This is a genomic window from Paenibacillus sp. RC334 (assembly GCF_030034735.1).
Taxonomy (GTDB): Bacteria; Bacillota; Bacilli; order Paenibacillales; family Paenibacillaceae; genus Paenibacillus; species Paenibacillus terrae_A.
In genome coordinates this window covers 598,173-615,632 of sequence record NZ_CP125370.1, presented here as the reverse complement: position 1 = coordinate 615,632, position 17,460 = coordinate 598,173, and the positions used below count along the sequence as shown (strand labels likewise).

Sequence of the window (17,460 nt, the reverse complement as noted above, 5' to 3'; positions counted from 1 at the left end):
ACTGTCATTTGTATTCATGCTCAATATTTAGTCTGGTTTCTCCCTGCAACCCTCCATCTGCTGAAGCTTGAAGCAACAGCTCACCTGCCAGATACCCGGATTGCACAATAACGAGACACCTGCCTCTGTGTGTTCGTATCTGGTTTCCCTGGAAGGGTTCATCACTGGTGAGATCACCGTTATCTATTCCAAGGATACGACCATCACCATGTAGTTTAAAGGCTAAACCAAATTCCTGATTAGGTACAATAATTCCATCTTGGTCTGTAACAGTTACCTCTACATGAGATATTTCATGACCATCAGCAGGTAGAACCGTCCGATCAGCCTGCAACTTTAGACCATAGGGAAGTCCGGCAGTGGTTAATTCATGCTCACAGACCTTCTGATTTCCATTACTGCCAATAGCCCGGATTTTGCCCGGTGTATAGGGGAGTTCCCATTTGATTAAATGATCAGGATAATCGGCAAGCTTTCTCTCACCGTAAGATTCATCGTTCACGATCAATTCCACGCTCTCACAATTGGTGAAGGTAACTAACCGTATCAATTTTCCGCCGTATTCAGGAAATGTCCAATGATCTTCCATACCCGGAGATTTCCAGTGCATCGTCCACGATGGATTGTGTTCCGGCTTCATACGTTCGTGAAGTACAGCAATGTGCACAATAGGCTCATCTGACCATAAACTTTGTTGAAGATAGGATACAGGTCTGCGGAACCCGCAAGTATCAATCAGGCCCGAGGACCACCCTTTGGAGGGATAGCTTGTTTCTCCCAGATAGTCAATCCCGCTCCAAACAAATTGACCCATCACATAATCATGATTAACGACATCAAACCAAGGATTGTGGGGCAAATAACCTTTAACCCGGTTATCTTTACCACGATAGTATGGGAAAGTCTCCGTTCCAATGATTAGCGTATCCGGCATGGCCCTTCTGTAGTGCTCATACCACTGCTCCTGATAGTTTAACCCCAGAACGTCCACTCGTTGTGCCAGCAGCCTGGTATGCTCTACCTTGGCTTCAATCGAACCATCACGCAAGCTGATCGGTGTATTATGCGGCTCAAGCGCACATGTAACAGGCCGGGTAGGATCTTTTTCATGGCAAAAGGCGACGAGTTGCTCCAACATTTTGAGCATGGACGGTTGGCCCTGGTTCTCTACTTCATTCCCAACACTCCACATGAAAACGCTGGGATGATTTCTGTCTCTTACGAGCATCGCCTCCAGGTCCTTTTCCCACCATTCATCATATAAATGCTCATAGGAAAGAGATTTCCATTTGTCAAAAGCTTCGTCAATTACCAGGAACCCCATCTGATCACAAAGATCCAACAATTCAGGTGCCATCGGATTATGGGCAAAACGAATCGAGTTACAGCCCATTTCCTTCAGCTTCTGTAGTCTTCTTTTCATGGCTGTATCATGGTAAGCAGCTCCCAGACAGCCCAAATCATGGTGAATGCAAACTCCCTTTAACTTCAAGCTGCTTCCATTCAGAAATAAACCCTTTTGAGCGTCCAGTTTCACTTCTCTTATGCCAAAAGGGGTTCGATAACAATCTACCTCTTTATTGTCGCAATAAATGATTGTTTGAGCTTCATAGAGCACTGGGTTCTCCGGTGACCATAATTCTGGCTCTAAAACCCGCGTTTTTTGCTCCATTTCGCCCGCTTCAAAGCCCGAAAGAGTCACTCGGTTTTCAATTTTTCCTTTTACTTGTCCCTGTGAGTCCAGAATTTCAGTCACAATATTGCACTCTACGGCATGCTCATGATGATTAGTAACCTGGATTCTGGCACTCACCTTGGCTTCATCTGGCGAAATTTCAGGTGTGGTGATGTAAGTCCCCCATTCGGTTACATGAATATAATCCGTACAAATCAGCCACACATTACGATAAATACCGGACCCCGAATACCATCTGTCAGGCGGAAGAGTCGTATTGTCCACTTTGACAGCAATCACGTTATCCTCATCCCACCGAATATATGGGGTCAAATCATATTGAAAACTAACATATCCATAAGGCCGCTTGCCCACAAAATGCCCATTGATCCAAACCTCACTGTTATTGTGAATACCATCAAATTGTATGTATACGCGCTGTTTTGGAGAAGAGGGCTTCACATTAAAATGCTTTCGGTACCATCCGACAGACCATCTGGGCAAATAAGCTTGATTCCCGCCATACAGCATATGTGGATCAAAGGATTGTTCTATACTCCAGTCATGAGGGACTTGAAGGAGCCGCCATTGCTCATCGTTATAATCCATCTTCTCGGCACCCGTGTAATTACCCTCCATAAATTTCCAGTCTGTGTTGAATGGCGTAATCACTCTGCTTCCCATCATTTTGCCTCCATTTCATAAAAATTGATGAACGGATATAACAACAGTACAGGCTTTATCATCACAATAGACGGGTTCTCAATTACAATATTTGAAACACCGGACGATCTTCAACAAAGTGTATGGGAATCATTGGAAATTGGGCGGAAAGTACATCAGCAAGATATTTCATACCAGGTGCTTCGCTTTCAGCATGTCCCAGCATAATAAGGGCTTTACTTCTGCCCTGATAGACAGCGTCTTTCACATATTCTGGTGTTTCCCATTCTGGTCCTTCACCAGCAATGATCAAATCCACATTTTCATTTAGAAATAATGGAATGGCTAGTTCACCACCTCCCCTGTATCCTACTAAGATTCCCACTCGTTCACATGGCATGGAAAGCTCGCCAGCTACCCGTACATAACGAATATGAAGCTTGGCCTTGATATATTCGGCGACCTCCTTAACTTCCATCGCCGGAATCGTCAAAATGGCGGCCGTCGCCTGCTGTTCCACAACGTAGGTGTGCCAATCAAGTGCCTGGAGAAGTCCAATCATCACTCCATCCGGTTGATAACGGTGTATGGTGTCATGAAAACGATAAATACCTAGACCCGAGTCGGCAATCAGGCGAGATTTTTGCAAAAAAACGGGGTCATGTCGTAAACATTCCTGCATCCCCTGATGACTATAAAAAATGCCTTCATGCGTAATGATAAAATTTGCGCCTAGAGAAATAGCTTGCTCTATCACATACTGCGACGCTGAGAAAGCGGTTACAATTCCTTGCACCTCAGTATCCACATGCCCTGGATTAAGCAGATCTACGGTCGTGTTAGGTGTGCTTATTCCCTTGGTCAGATGGTTCACAATCTGCCCCATAGTCATGGTCATGCATGTATCCCTCCTCATGGAGAATGTACATCAATTGTACCATTTTATTTCAGTCATAGGCGCTATTTCTTTTAGTAAAACAGCCAGCTCCAAGGGAGCCGACTGTAGTATAAATTTATTTATTATATATTTAATTCATGACAATCCGAATAGTCCGTTGGTCAAGCAGGACTTGGTGAAGATTGCGGAAGATCTCCTCGCCTCCCATTGATTCAGCAAATTCCATCATAACCGTTACTCACAACAGCTTCTGTTAATAACGGTTATAGCTCTCCCCTTTTCTCACTCAGGCACTACATTATGAGGACCATCATCGATCTGTAGATCAACATCGAAAACTGCCCAGGTTACATGGTGATTTTGATCTCATACACAGGTACAATGCTGACCGAGCCGATGTCCACGATTCGTTCCTCCGTCGTCTCTTTCCAGCCAGCCATGGTCGTATTGCTGTTGAGAACCTTGCCTTTTCGAATGGGGGAAACATATACATACATTCCTTGCTCCATGAGCCGATGTTCAAATGGTTTCAAACCCATTTCCCAGGTCGTATGGTTGCAGAAGTTATCGTGAATCAGTTCGCCATCAATAAAAGCATAACCAATATCTCCAGTATAATCGATACGCAGTAGAGCCTCCTTGATTCCGTCAAAGGCATTTATTTCGAAATCAAGAGTAAGTTTATCGTCATTAACCCTTTTCAAATAGAACTGGATTTCTTTCTTAGGAGCCCTTAAACGATACGTTTTGAATAAATTGTTTTCTGTTATTTCAAGCAGCTCTCCACCAGAAATGGATGTGATTGAGGCGTCAAAATCCGGGAATACACTCAGGCTTACCATTTCCTGGTCTGTTGACTCCAGCCTGATCTCAGCTCCAGATACAAGCACATTGGCACTTGTCAACATAACTCTGTCCCGGCCTTGCAAGTTTACCTTCCAAAATTTTAGACTTTGTTCATCAGTCATCGTGTAAATGGTAACTTTTTTGCCACTTTCAGATACCAGGTGGATGAGATTATCTTCCTCTTCAGCAACCTTAATGATCGTGTTCCCATCCATTTGGTCTATCGAACCTTTGTCGATGGTGGCACTGATCATATCTTTTGACTCCATTGCATAAGTTCCTGTCATGCCCTCCGGTACAAAGAAAAAATAATATACTTCTCCAGCCTCTTCTATCCTTGTTATCAGCTGTGCCGTTGCATATTTGAGCTTCATTCCATCCAGATCGAGATTAAATGGCAATATGGCGAAACTTTCACGTCCTAACGCCAGCTCCCCTTGACTAGGTATGACAATCGTTTCCTCTGGCAGCTCAATGCTTACCTTAAAATCGCACAGGTCGTCATTTTCGACATGATCTTGGAAATTATTTAGAAACAGGTAACCCGATCCGGCACTGGAGCGCACTGCATATCGCAAGGTATCCACATCGTAAGGATCCATCTGGGACGTATCCCCTGGCAGAATGGTCTTCGTTAGGGAGAATTGCTTTTGGAAGGTTGAAAAAAAATAATGCTGTATCTTTGTTCTTTGGTATGATTCCCTTACTTGACCGAATTCGCCGATCATGGCATTAAAATCATAGGATATTTTAGGTGTAGCCAGATCATTTGTGAACGGGTTAACCTTACCCCGAGGATTCGAACCCCCATGATACATGTAGTATCCGATCAGGTTACAGCCTTCTGCAACCTTCATGACAGTCATCGCTGGAACACTACGATAGGGAAAGGCAAACCGGTATTTATAAAACTGAACCATGCCGCCACCCATCTCGCAGCAAGCGTACGGATAGTCTTCCGGGGCGTATTGGGGCTCAAAATTGTAGCTCTTCGGAATCTTGTTATTATGCTTGTCTCGGAAAATGTATTCCGGTGTCGCAGGATGCTCGTCCATCCCCTCCAGACGTCCCTCTTCGTAGTATATCCATGGCCAGTAGGCATACCCGCCCCACAAGGTCAGCATATCAGGTACAGGCGTTGTGGCTCCTCCCCATCCTGTGCACGTATAGATCGGAGTATCAATCCCCGCTTCCAGAGCTATTTCTTTAAGTTTTAACATATGCGAATTACCGTCACTTCCACTGTTTAACCACATATCATTAATCCCTACAGTCAATGCCCACTGAGCAGATGAATGATTATGCTCGTTTTCGATTTGGGTGCCGATGATCGGTCCCCCCTCCTTGTATAACAATCCTTTAACCTGGGTACCGATTTCGTTATACATTCTTCTTGTATAGAACAGATACCCCTCATCATTAGAACGAACCTCAAAGGGCCGACCGAATAACCAATCCGGCATACCGCCGTTTCGGATTTCCCCATGATTGAAGGGTCCAATTCGAATCATGACGTATAGCTGATGCTTGCCACACAACTCGATGAAACGGCGAAGATTTTTGTTCCCACTCCAATTAAAAACGCCTTCAACTTCTTCATGCAGGTTCCAAAAAATATAAGTTGCAATGATGTTTACGCCGCCCATTTTTATTTTAATCATTTCATCTTCCCAATAGCGTTCATCGTAACGGGCATAATGGAATTCACCACAAATGCCGAAAAAGGGCTCTCCATCCTTCTCCATAAAATAGTTGGTGAATCCGATCTCCTCTCCTTTTGGATTGGTCCCGCCAAGTTCGATATGTCCTTTAACAATATGCTTTAGATCGTCTGTGACCGTAATTCGATAGTTTCTCATGAAGTTCACTCCCCTCACTCGTTCATATTGAATTCAGGATAAATTGATTCCACTTGCGCTGCCAGGCTACATCATTCCAGAACGGATGATGCGGAGCACAGTTGGAGCAGAGGGTCATTCCCCAGAACCCAAGTGCCATTCCTTTTCGCAACACATATTCAGCGATAAATTTACCGACGGGACCTTCTTCAAATTGGGCATACAGCGGCGTGTAGCCTACATAGCCTTCTCCTATGACAATTGGAATGCCGGAATGACGGGTCCATTCATGAATTTCTTCCAATCGGGAGTCCGCCTTCTGCAACATGGCCATTTTATGGTCTCCATACCGATCATACAAAAATAAATCCCATTGATTGGTATCCACCCAGTCGTGCAAATAAATAAGCCTCATGCCAACCGGATTGCCTTCCATTCGCCAATTCTGCTCTGGAGGCAGGGTCCACTCTGCAAATGGAGGAGCGTCTTCTCTTAATAGGGATTGTACGAATGGATTGGGGAACGGCGACAACTCATCATAAAGCCCTGCCGCTTCCATAAGCTCATTGAGCACCCCTTTAATATAAAGATGAAAATGGGCAACCTGCATATTACGCGCGACGTAAGCCTTAGGGTAGGCTTCATTTAACGTATAGCTGGCCGTCATCATCATATCGGGATGACATTGGCGAAGATATCCAACAGCTTCTTCTACATAGGGCTGCATGGCTTCAATAGTGGCTGGTACATTCGTTTCCGCAATGCCTTGAGACGTTGCGACGGCGTTTAACTGTCCAAACTCCACTTCGTTATGCAACTCTGTATAGATAATCTGGTTCCTATAGCCTTCTGCTGTAACGAAACGAATCAACTGATCCATCGACCTTGCGATGGCCATAAATCTTTCCTTAGGAGGAATTGCAGCTAATTCATCTCTAAGCTCAGCAAAAGCCAGGAAGCTGGGACTCTGCTGATATTCCCAAGAGGATAACATAATGTAACAGTTATGAGCCTTTGCTTGTCTAAACAGTTCAAGCAAATGAGCATGCCCATCCAGCACTGCACCGCCGCGACAGTTATACCAGCGTGTACGCTGACCTACTTCCCCAAGGCTCGCAAACTTTAAGGGTCCGGGGCGTTTGCCATCCGCCGTAAACAACATGAATGGCATAGCACATATTCGGATCGTATTGTAGCCTCTTTCGACCGCTTCTTTAAAACGGGCTTCAAGATCGCTATAGGGCTCACCTTCCTGTGTCATTGTATACCAAGAGAAATCCCACATTGTGATCGTCAATTTGCGTGGTACCTTTTTCAAGAGATTACTCAATTAAGCTCCCCTCCCAGTTCATATGATTCAATGCTCCTTGGTGGTTAGCTTCCAGTTTAAGCACCGATTCAAAATGCAGGATAGCTTCGTCCTGTCGCCCTAATCCAAGCAAGCCAAGTGCTTTCATATAGGTACAATGGATTTGATTACGAATATTCAAATCATCTTCAAAAATAAGAAAGTCGGGTAATGAAACCGCGAAGTAATCCATTTTCACGGGTTCGAACAAGTGTCTTTCAGCGTAATCAATTAGCTTGTTGAATCGACGAGTGCCTTCCTTCACATGACCAAGTTTCTTCCAGGCCAATCCTTGGTAAAATATCATATCCGGCTGTTGATCGTTGTAATACATGGCGTTGGTGGGTTCCTCCAGTCCTTGAGAGGCCGTGGAAAAGGTCAGCATTGCCTTATCTGTTAATTTCAATCGCTCATACGCGCAGCCCAAATAATAGTAGATATCGTTATCCTGGGAACCCTTTAACTTACCTTCCCCAAGATTCTCTGGATAAACTAAAGCCTCACGCAGCCCTCTTACAGCCTGTTCAATCCGTCCAGACCTCAGGTCGGACTTGGCAAGCTCTATTTTGGCAAGCCTATACTGTCCGGTTGCATTACCCTCTCCGCCTTCCCATGGGTGAAATGTTCTCCCTGCTAGCAAGGACAACGCTATCTTATGTTGCTTCATCGTATTGTGAACGGTTACATATTCCAAAAACAGATCATCGCGAAGCTTTACGATCCCCGGATAACTCTCCAGCAGGTTCAATCTTTCGTCGGACTTAATGTTCAGCTTCTTATAAAGCTGGTCAAGCTCATAAAGAACACGCGCGTCTGATGTATTGCATACAAAGGCCTGCTCTAACGAATGGCGAGCCTTCTCTATTTGGCCTTGTTTGTTAAAATATCCAAGAGCAAGATTACGGTGAACGACGGGGTAGGTATCATCAATGGTACGAGATGTTTCCCAGCAAGCAATGGCATCCAAATGCCGTTTCTTATCATAGAGTAAATTGCCTAAGTAATAATGAGCCTTTCCGTCCTCCGGTTTCGTTTGAATTGCAAATAGTAACACGTCCAACTCAAACAGACTGTTAGGAAAACAGTAATCAGGCACTGCTTCGGCTGCATGAACGAGAGTCCTGTTCGCCTGCTCAAGCTTGCCGATTTTAGCATAGCAGAAGGCCTGAACGTAATACAGCATAGGGTATGTTTTCGCCTGCTCTGGAGCTTCTTCCAGCACACATGCTGCATCCTCATAGAGTCCCGCCGCCGCATAGTCCGATGCTACTGCTATATAATTATGCACATCTCCACGCATCCATTTTTTCAACTCTTCGAAGACCGTTTTAGCATCAGATCGTAAACCGAGAGCCTCTAATGATAATGCTTGCTCACGGTAAGCTCCAAAATCGGCGATATCGAGCATGATCGTTTCCTTGGAAAAAGCTATTGCCGCTTCGTAGTTGCCCAACTTACGAAAAATGGCCGACTTAAGGTTACGTGCTTTGTAATTACGAGCATTTCGGATGATCGAACGCTCCACGAGCTCCAATGCTTCTTCATAGTTCCCTTTTTCTGTCGCAATCTGCGCAAGTGAGAAATACCCGCTGTCTTGCCATGCCGCACTCCATACTGATTTATAAAATGCAGAGAACGCTTCATCCATCCGTCCTTGGTGTTTTAGTGACAAACCAAGCTGATAGTAGGCCTCACCGTCATAGGGGTTAGAGTTGCACCAGGTTATCCGCGAAATGGCTTTACGGAAGCACGCTTCGCTTGCTGAATACAACCCTCTACGGAGAAGCAACGTACCATACGCTACATTTATGCGGCTGTCATTTTTATCTCTTTTCAGGCCCTCCAGATAATACGCCTCGGGTTCAAAGGTGGCATGACGGTATTGCTCCAAGTGTTGTCCTGCTAGATACAATTCTTCGTTAGTTCTTAATTCCTCCGGTTCCGGCAGAGGGGCTGCCGCAGCTGGCATCTGTTCAACTTGCTTTTTCTGCGGCTGGTAGCTAATCAGTTCCCTCCCTGCTGCGTCTTTGACGGTTAAGCATAGTTCATCATCCTCATCCTCAGCCAAGAGATTGATCTTCTGTACAAAGGCCTTACTAGGTTCCAGATCTACAGATTCTTTAATATAGATTCTCCGCTGGCTGCTTAATTCCACGACGGCTTTACGGAATGGCGAAGTCACATAGACTCCAATCTGTGCTATCCCTTCGCTACGATCCATGTCCAAACTTACAGCTGCATCAATTGAAGCATTTTTGACCATACCAATATGTTTATAAGGCATAAAATACTGCGAGAACGATTTTTCTTCATACGGCTGAAGCCAAGTAAAATCCGGCTGGTTATCGGTATATACCCCCGTCATCAACTCGATGTAAGGACCGTCTTCGTCAGTCAGATTCCGATCCCATGCCTGCCCGAATTCGCCATTGCCCCATGTCCATTGCTTTTTTCCGGGAGAGATGTGATGGTTGGCCACATGCAAAAGTCCGGCTTGTTTCATATGGTCGTAACCACCTATGAAATTGTAGCCCGATTTATAGGCCATATACGAAGTGGGGACAGGAATATTTTTATATCGGGAAATATCTACGCCTTCAGAATAATCCATTTTATAATAAGTGCCTGTAGCGATCGGGAAACGGGATACATCTCGCTTTCCGTGATCGAACACAGCCGATACGTCCGGAGGAAAAACAGATTGAGTGTGATCATGTACCGCTACGGCTGGATTTGCCCACCACAGAAACGTTTGAGGCTCGGCAGTCCGATTGTATAGCTGGACCCCAATTTTAAGGTATGCTTTATCCGGTTGAAGTGTAAAACCAGCTGTTACTTTAGTGCCGAACATACGATCCATTTCGCTCACCCATACTGTCGCACTTCCGTCCTCACGTTCTTCCAGCTTGTATTCGACGGGTCCGTAAGTGTTGGGACGGTGATGCTGTGGCCCAGTTAAACTCAATGCCTCCCGATATCCATGGCCCCAATAAGCCAACAAGCGCTGGTTTGATGACCCTGTTATAATAAACAAAATCGTAACCGTTGGTCTTGTCGACCGCACGATAAATGCGACCTCCAAGCTCTGGCATGATCTCAATACGCAAATATTTATTCTCCAGAAAAACTAATTGATAATTTTCGAGTTTCTTATCATCCTCAATTTTATCAATTACCGGATGCGGATACACTCGACCGGAACTTCCTTGGTAGACACGTTTCTCCAGAAACATTGGATTTTTGTCGGGTTTGCCAATGCCGTACGTAGGGATCTGCACGGTTTCCTCCCACACGCGTGCCTTAGCCTCGAAGTTTCTCAAATCCATCACTCCTTTGTAGTCGCTCTTATATTCAGAGCTTACAAGTAAGCGACATTACAGACAATTGACAATCCACTGTTTATGATGGACTATATACGTATTTCATCATTAAAGACGCATCCGGCTGGGGGATGAATAAATTATGAATAAGAAAGCTGATGGATTTGAAGGTGAAAAGTTATATGTCCTTCCACCCTATATGTTGGATAAATTAAAATTGAATCCGCTTACACGCAATCTATATATTACGGATATAGGCTGCTTTAGCCATGCCCGCCATCATTTTCGCGAAAGAACGCATGGCTGTGACTCTCATATATTCATTTATTGTGCCAGCGGAAAAGGTTGGGTACGAACGGAGGATAACATAACCATTTGCATGACGGAGCGAAGCTTTGCTTACATTCCCAGGGACATGCCGCATGCTTATGGGGCTAACGATGAAGATCCTTGGACGATTTACTGGTTTCATCTCCAAGGGGACCAAATGGACGATTTCATGGTATTGTTTGACCCTTTTAAAACGTATGTTACGATGGCAGCCAGTGATGAAGTCAAACTACTGGAGCTATTTCATCAGTGTTACGACCTTTTATTGAACAAACCATACTCCATTATACATTTAGTTCAAGTGTCGCAAACTGTTCGTTATCTGCTGAGTTTTGTTTTATCTGTTGCATTTCGCAAGGAAGACAGTACGTACCAGAGCCATGTTGATAAGGCAACACGTTATATGAGCGAACAATTGGAATCCACCGTTTCGTTGGAGGGGCTTAGTCGACATGTTCAGGTATCCAAGCAGCATTTGAACTTGATATTCAAGCAATCAACCGGCTACTCTCCTGTCGATTACTATTTAAGAATGAAGATACAGAGGGCCAGTCAGCTTTTGGACTTAACTAATGCTTCTATTAAAGAGATTAGCATACAACTCGGTTTTAGGGACCCGTACTACTTCTCCAGACTGTTCAAAAAAATAATGGGCTGCTCTCCTTTGGAATACCGAAATAATTTGAAGGGTTGATCTATATTCATCAGGAGCGTTCAAATTTGCTTCTATCAGGCTACCGCAAGGTCACAGATCATTTACGAATCGGGGGTGCAAGGTCTATACTTAAGGTTAAAAAAGGAAGTTTTGTATGCTCCGAACGTTGAATCGAAGACTAAATACAGCTATGCCGCTAATCACGCCTACCAGCATACTAATTGGCGTCCTGATCGGTACGTCGTTGTCGGAATACACCGAACTCTCTCCCTGGCTGTTTGCGTTCATGACCTTCGCGGGCAGCATCAGCATGGGTTTCAAGGATTTTGTCCATGTGATAAAGCATCCCGGTCCGCTGATCGCCTGTCTGTTTATTCTTCACCTGGCCATGCCACTTCTCGCCATGATGCTTGGGCATCTGGCTTTCGGCGACGATCCTTATACGATTACCGGGCTTATTCTTGGCGCGGCTATCCCTACGGGCATTTCCAGCTTCGTGTGGGTCAACATCTACAAAGGCAATACGGCGCTGACATTGGCTATTATTCTGATCGATACGATTTTGGCTCCATTCGCCGTACCTGGCATTATGTCCCTGCTGGTCGGAGCGGATGTACAGCTTGACACCTGGGCGATGATGCAAAGCCTGTTTTGGATGATTGTCGTTCCTTCGCTAATCGGCATGGTTTTGAACGAATGGACCAAAGGGAAGATCAAGCAGGTGTGGGGACCTCGGCTGGGTCCGTTCTCCAAGCTGGCCATGGCTCTTGTCGTGATGATTAACGGATCTGTAATCGCGCCTTATCTGGTCGATTTTAATCTTAAGCTTGTCGGAGTATGCCTATCCATAATCATCCTTGCTTCCACCGGATATGCGATCGGTTATCTGATCTCAGGGCTGATGCGGTGGAATAATGCAGATCGTACGGCGCTTGTCTTTAACGGCGGCATGCGCAATATCAGTGCGGGAGCCGTGCTTGCCATCACCTACTTCCCGGCCCCGGTAGCGCTGCCTGTTGTACTCGGAATGATTTTCCAGCAATCTACGGCGTCTCTGGTTGGATTTCTGCTAAGTCGTCGCGACCGTGGCAAGACCAAGGAGAAGCACAGCACAGCCTCTGCTTCTTAAGTTTTACTCCAACCAGACCATGGGCAAATACGATATGTGTTATCACCTCAAAAACGGCAGCCAATAAATTGGCTGCCGTTAATATTTGATTCTCGTACTAATTGGAATTGATATAATTGCTAGTACGATTGTTGATGACACCATTATCTCGGGAATTTCCAATTGGACTACCGGATATTATTGTTATTTTTTAGTATGCTTGCTCCTGCTGAACAGATTGATTTCTTACTAAATGCGCACTGCTTATTGTTACAATATGCTGTGGCGGTAATCCCAAAAGTACTCTCCCGTATAGCTCCAGACAGGTAGAAGCTGTGGTAAACGCATGGTTAGCTCCGCCTCTAATGTCACGGAATATTTGCGATAATCGGTTCGAATCCAGAATTGCGCTACCGCCGCTTTCTACCATTAGCATTTCAACTGCTTCCGAACACAACATAGCAGCATACCCAATATCCGTTTGGATTTGTACAAAATCTTCCTGACTTAATAGTTCCCCACGTTGTACATAATCCTCTAGAATGTCGATGGATCGATTGATATGAAGATGTGCGGATTCAACCTTCATAGCTGCCAGCCCTACTTTGTACTGAATATGTCCAACTTCTGCCTGCGATCTGTGAATGGTCATGGCTATTCCCTTGTTAGGTGCCCTTTCAATAAAGTGCTCCACTGCCCCTCTTGCAAGCCCAAGAATAGTGCTTATACCTGTTGTAATGCTGGTAATCAGAAATAAATAATGCTTATATCGATCTTCCCCCTGTAAATGCTGTAACCTAGTCTCATCCACTTCCTCGAAATTTTCGTCAGCAACATATTCATTGGGAATAAAGACATAATTCATTTCTAAGCTATTACTTGCCGACCCTTTTAAACTCATCGTATGCCAATCATCGATAATTTTAATTTCATCCATTGGAACAACGGCCAGCTTCATTTTAGGGTCTTGTTGCATCGCACTAGCATCTTTTAAATTTAACAATGCATGGGTTGCATGCTTTGACCCAGAACCAAATGCCCAACGACCATACTCAACCAAATAGCCTCCATCCACCTTCTTCACAACAGCTTTAATGGCTTGTAGTACCGAACAAAATTTCACCTCTTTTTCTTGTTTAAAAATCTTATCAACAACTTCTGTGGGCAGTAGCTGCGATGAACTATAGTTATTTCCATTTATATTTTGAACCACCCAACCCACGGAGCCATTTCCTCTTGCCACTTCTGAAACAATTTCAATCATGGCTTGAATACTCACTTCATATCCACCGTATTTTTTCGGTGTTCTAAGCTTGAAGAGTCCTGCACTTGAAACTTTTTCAATAATCTCTTCGGGTATATGCATGTCTTTATCAATTTTTGTTCCATATTCCATTAGCAATGGAACTAATTCCGTCGCATTCTGGAGAAGTTTTTGCTCTTCAGCGGTAAGTTGAACTACTTTACTTAAGGTTGACAATAGAAACACTCTCCTCATTACACGTATTAGGTTTTGATATGGATTCAGAGATAAAATGACTCATAAACTACTCTATAATGCTCCGATCAAGATGGGGCCATTTCCACTCTATATCTCATCATCGTGCACCTCAATAAACTTCCAGTTATTTGGAAGACAGTAGTTTAAAATAAAAAGCTGACGCCGAAGAGGATAATCTCGTTGCAGTTTTTTGATGATACGGCCTTTAACCTCGACGACTTCAACGGAGCCATCTTTGAGTTCCATGAAGAAGTCCGGTGTATACACACGTTTTTTATATTTCTTGCCGCAATGCTCCACAGCCTCCACAATCTCAAAGGTTTTATGCAGTTCCAGCTTATGGAGGAAACCTGCAATAGTCAAAGGAACAATTCTTTTATTATAGAAGCGCTCCTCCGCTTCGCTATCAAATGTGGGGCGTTGAGTAGGCAATGGCTCCCGAGGTTTTACCAACCGTTGATCTTGTTCTCGAATTTTCACATGAGGATTCGATGTAAGGAGCTCCATGAGATCGGCTTCAGACATATGCATAGGCTCACCTCATTATGACCAGTCTGATTTGGCGACTTTCACTCGTCTAACGAACACTCCAAGAACAAGCCCAGCAACGGCAATCAACATAGCGAACAAAAGTGCGTTCTGCATGCCTGCAGTCAATGCCAGTATTGCATTAGCCGGGTCTGAAGGGTTAGGTACATCCTTCATAAAGTTTGCTACTCCGCTTGTCATAACGCTAACCGCTACTGCTAATCCGAGAGCCCCAGCAATCTGCTGTAGCGTAGTCATTATTGCCGTTCCATCCGGGTACATTTCGGCAGGAAGCTGGTTAAGCCCATTCGATTGAGAAGGCATCCATACCATTACAATTCCAATCATTAGGCAGGAATGCAGTATCACAATCAAAGTAATCGTGGATGCCGTCGTGATACTAGAAAAGAACCACAGTGAGGCCACGGCTAAGAGCAAACCGGGAACAACCAGAAATTTGGTTCCAAATTTATCAAAGAGCGTCCCAATGACGGGGGAAAGAACAGCAGAAAGGATACTGCCCGGAAGAAGAATGAGACCCACCTTCAGAGCACTTATTTCAAGAACGCGAATCATAAACATCGGAAGAATGAACATGGCCGACATTTCAGACATCATGCAAACGAACACCAGCAATGTACCGATAACAAACATCGGATTTTTAAGCGTTCTTAAGTTCATAAGCGGTTCCTTCATGTTCAGTTGCCGGAATACAAATAGTATCAAGGCTACAATGCCCATGATTAGGGATACAATGACCTTGGAGTCGCTCCAGCCATGATCGCTTTCTCCAACTGTACTAACAGCGTACACGACACCCCCAAAACCCAAGGTTGACAAGATCAAAGAGTAAAGGTCGATACGTGGTTTAGTTATTGGTGATACATTCTTTATATACGTGGCGCCAACAAGCAAAGCAATCAGGAGGGTCATTAAAGACAACCAAAATATCCAATGCCAACTCAGCTTATCGAGCAATAGACCCGAGATGGTTGGACCAATAGCAGGTCCCACCGTGAAAACAAGCGTAACCAGGCCCATCGCTGATCCGCGTTTCTCAGCCGGAAATATGATTAGAGCTGTATTGAACATCAATGGGAACAGGAGACTCGCTCCTACGGCTTGTAATATACGTCCTACCAACAGGATTTCAAAACTTCCGGCCATGCCTCCAATAGCTGAACCTACGCTTGAGATAATGAGTGAGGCTAAGAAAAGTTGCCTCGTGGTAAACCACTGGATCAACAATCCTGAAAGCGGAACTAAAATTCCCAGTGTGAGTAAATAACCACTACTTAGCCACTGGACTGTGGATTCGGTAATAGCAAAACGGTTAATCAAATCGCTAAGAGCTATATTAATTGCAGTTTCATTAAACGTACCTATTATACCGGCCAGCATTAACGAAAACATGATAGGTAAAACTTTAACATTTGGAACCGATTGCTGTTCTGAAACAGTACCTGATTGCAAAACCTTCACTCCTCTATTTCTTACTAATTTTCACTGCATTACTATCCGCAGCACGGGATATTTTTATATTAGTAAGCGCGTTCACCAGAACCACGGTAACAGGCAGCGCATTGAGTTATTTTCATATCTGCACCTCCTCTTGTATATTTATCTCATTCTCTCTCTAAAACCCACTGAAAAAGTAAACTCGGAAGCGAACAGTATAGCCACCGCCTCAACTTCAGCCACATTTGATAAAAATATCGGACCTGTCGAGTAGAAGAGAACTTTCAGCTTTTTGATCATAGCACACGCGTGTCAAGTCCCCCCCCAACTAAGAAAAAAGTCAACCCCCTTTTTTTTCGACCTACAAATGAAAGGCTGCTCAATCGCCTTATCAAACTCGGAAATGGATGCCACTTTTTTTATGCTCTGTCGCCTTTGGTGTAGTTTCATGGTCTGGAGCATTTCGTATCCATGGACAGAATCATGGGCTTGTCGCTCTGTCCATTCAAAACGAAGTGGGTTCCAGCGCATCGACCACGGCGTGAATTTTCGCGCTTAATCCTCCTCGGGATCGCCCAATTGCTTGCTTGTCTTACCCCTTCTCTTTAAGAGCTAGACAGATAGCCTGATATTTTACCAACAGCAGCAATAAAAAAAACACCATTTTTAACAGCCGAAAATCTATGGAGTTCCAACCTTCTTCTTGATGTGAATAGATATCTGTGCCTGACAATGGATATATTGAAAAAAACTCAAGAGGACCACGTTGAAACGTCTCTTTGAGAATGAGATTAACTGAGCTGCTATGAATGGAGGAAAAATGTAATGGAAACGAAGAAAGTCGCTTTTGTTACTGGAGGATCGCGTGGAATCGGGGCTGCTATCGTAAAACGACTTGCTGCAGAAGGTGCGTCAGTAGGTTTTACTTACTCAAGTTCACAAGAACGAGCTGAACAATTAGTCAAGGTAGTCGAAGCAGAAGGAGGGGTGCCCTGGCTTTGAAGGCGGATAGTAGCAAATTTGAAGATATTCGTGCTGCAATTACTGAAACGATAAATGCATTTGGAAATATCAATATCCTTGTCAATAATGCCGCAGTTTCCATCCGTAAACCATACGAACAGATTGCCCCAGATGAATTTGATCATGTGATTTCCGTCAATGTTCGGTCAATCTTCCTGTCAGTACAGACGGTTGCACCGCAGATGGGTCACGGTGGACGAATCATTAATATTGGCAGTCTTAATTCGCAAAACAATCCCTTTCCAACCATACTCTTTATGTAACTTCAA

At 44.4% G+C, this 17,460-nt stretch carries 9 protein-coding genes and 2 pseudogenes; 3 read left to right on the top strand and 8 right to left on the bottom strand.

The annotated features are described in order from the left end of the window. Window positions 1-4: 4 nt before the first annotated feature. The 5 genes and pseudogenes from QMK20_RS03015 to QMK20_RS02995 all read right to left on the bottom strand — a co-directional run bounded on the left by QMK20_RS03015 (window position 5) and on the right by QMK20_RS02995 (window position 10,594). Window positions 5-2,359 carry a glycoside hydrolase family 2 TIM barrel-domain containing protein gene (locus QMK20_RS03015; RefSeq protein WP_349361949.1) on the bottom strand — a complete coding sequence of 785 codons (2,355 nt, stop codon included), beginning with the start codon at window positions 2,357-2,359 and terminating at the stop codon, window positions 5-7. 82 nt (window positions 2,360-2,441) lie between these two features. After that, complete coding sequence (locus QMK20_RS03010) at window positions 2,442-3,236, bottom strand: Nif3-like dinuclear metal center hexameric protein (RefSeq protein WP_283654531.1); 795 nt, start codon at window positions 3,234-3,236, stop codon at window positions 2,442-2,444. Window positions 3,237-3,583: 347 nt separating this feature from the next. Continuing rightward, window positions 3,584-5,941 carry a beta-galactosidase gene (locus QMK20_RS03005; RefSeq protein ID WP_283654530.1) on the bottom strand — a complete coding sequence of 786 codons (2,358 nt, stop codon included), beginning with the start codon at window positions 5,939-5,941 and terminating at the stop codon, window positions 3,584-3,586. A 22-nt stretch (window positions 5,942-5,963) separates the two neighbouring features. Further along, the gene (locus QMK20_RS03000) at window positions 5,964-7,205 is read right to left on the bottom strand and encodes a cellulase-like family protein (RefSeq protein WP_404580095.1); all 1,242 of its coding nucleotides are present in this window, start codon (window positions 7,203-7,205) and stop codon (window positions 5,964-5,966) included. 37 nt (window positions 7,206-7,242) lie between these two features. Next, window positions 7,243-10,594: pseudogene (locus QMK20_RS02995) on the bottom strand (DUF5107 domain-containing protein). A 136-nt stretch (window positions 10,595-10,730) separates the two neighbouring features. Here QMK20_RS02995 and QMK20_RS02990 point away from each other — a divergent pair. Both QMK20_RS02990 and QMK20_RS02985 read left to right on the top strand, forming a co-directional pair. After that, window positions 10,731-11,612, top strand: a complete 882-nt coding sequence (locus tag QMK20_RS02990; RefSeq protein WP_283654528.1) for an AraC family transcriptional regulator — start codon at window positions 10,731-10,733, stop codon at window positions 11,610-11,612. A 115-nt stretch (window positions 11,613-11,727) separates the two neighbouring features. Beyond that, complete coding sequence (locus QMK20_RS02985; protein ID WP_283654527.1) at window positions 11,728-12,702, top strand: bile acid:sodium symporter family protein; 975 nt, start codon at window positions 11,728-11,730, stop codon at window positions 12,700-12,702. 190 nt (window positions 12,703-12,892) lie between these two features. Here the strand turns inward: QMK20_RS02985 and QMK20_RS02980 are convergent, their stop codons facing one another. The 3 genes from QMK20_RS02980 to QMK20_RS02970 all read right to left on the bottom strand — a co-directional run bounded on the left by QMK20_RS02980 (window position 12,893) and on the right by QMK20_RS02970 (window position 16,123). Further along, complete coding sequence (locus QMK20_RS02980) at window positions 12,893-14,161, bottom strand: acyl-CoA dehydrogenase family protein (protein ID WP_283654526.1); 1,269 nt, start codon at window positions 14,159-14,161, stop codon at window positions 12,893-12,895. 108 nt (window positions 14,162-14,269) lie between these two features. Beyond that, window positions 14,270-14,707, bottom strand: a complete 438-nt coding sequence (locus QMK20_RS02975; RefSeq protein WP_283654525.1) for a DUF1064 domain-containing protein — start codon at window positions 14,705-14,707, stop codon at window positions 14,270-14,272. A gap of 18 nt (window positions 14,708-14,725) precedes the next feature. Further along, window positions 14,726-16,123 carry a DHA2 family efflux MFS transporter permease subunit gene (locus QMK20_RS02970; RefSeq protein ID WP_283656184.1) on the bottom strand — a complete coding sequence of 466 codons (1,398 nt, stop codon included), beginning with the start codon at window positions 16,121-16,123 and terminating at the stop codon, window positions 14,726-14,728. Between the two features lie 870 nt (window positions 16,124-16,993). Here QMK20_RS02970 and QMK20_RS27525 point away from each other — a divergent pair. Continuing rightward, window positions 16,994-17,454, top strand: a pseudogene (locus QMK20_RS27525) (SDR family NAD(P)-dependent oxidoreductase). Window positions 17,455-17,460 lie beyond the last annotated feature (6 nt).

What these genes read in the sequence shown, in the direction of transcription:
- QMK20_RS03015 (WP_349361949.1), bottom strand. Translation starts at nt 2,359, where the DNA reads ATGGGAAGCAGAGTGATTACGCCATTCAACACAGACTGGAAATTTATG.
- QMK20_RS03010 (WP_283654531.1), bottom strand. Translation starts at nt 3,236, where the DNA reads ATGACCATGACTATGGGGCAGATTGTGAACCATCTGACCAAGGGAATA.
- QMK20_RS03005 (WP_283654530.1), bottom strand. Translation starts at nt 5,941, where the DNA reads ATGAGAAACTATCGAATTACGGTCACAGACGATCTAAAGCATATTGTT.
- QMK20_RS03000 (WP_404580095.1), bottom strand. Translation starts at nt 7,205, where the DNA reads ATGTGGGATTTCTCTTGGTATACAATGACACAGGAAGGTGAGCCCTAT.
- QMK20_RS02990 (WP_283654528.1), top strand. Translation starts at nt 10,731, where the DNA reads ATGAATAAGAAAGCTGATGGATTTGAAGGTGAAAAGTTATATGTCCTT.
- QMK20_RS02985 (WP_283654527.1), top strand. Translation starts at nt 11,728, where the DNA reads ATGCTCCGAACGTTGAATCGAAGACTAAATACAGCTATGCCGCTAATC.
- QMK20_RS02975 (WP_283654525.1), bottom strand. Translation starts at nt 14,707, where the DNA reads ATGTCTGAAGCCGATCTCATGGAGCTCCTTACATCGAATCCTCATGTG.
- QMK20_RS02970 (WP_283656184.1), bottom strand. Translation starts at nt 16,123, where the DNA reads ATGTTTTCGTTAATGCTGGCCGGTATAATAGGTACGTTTAATGAAACT.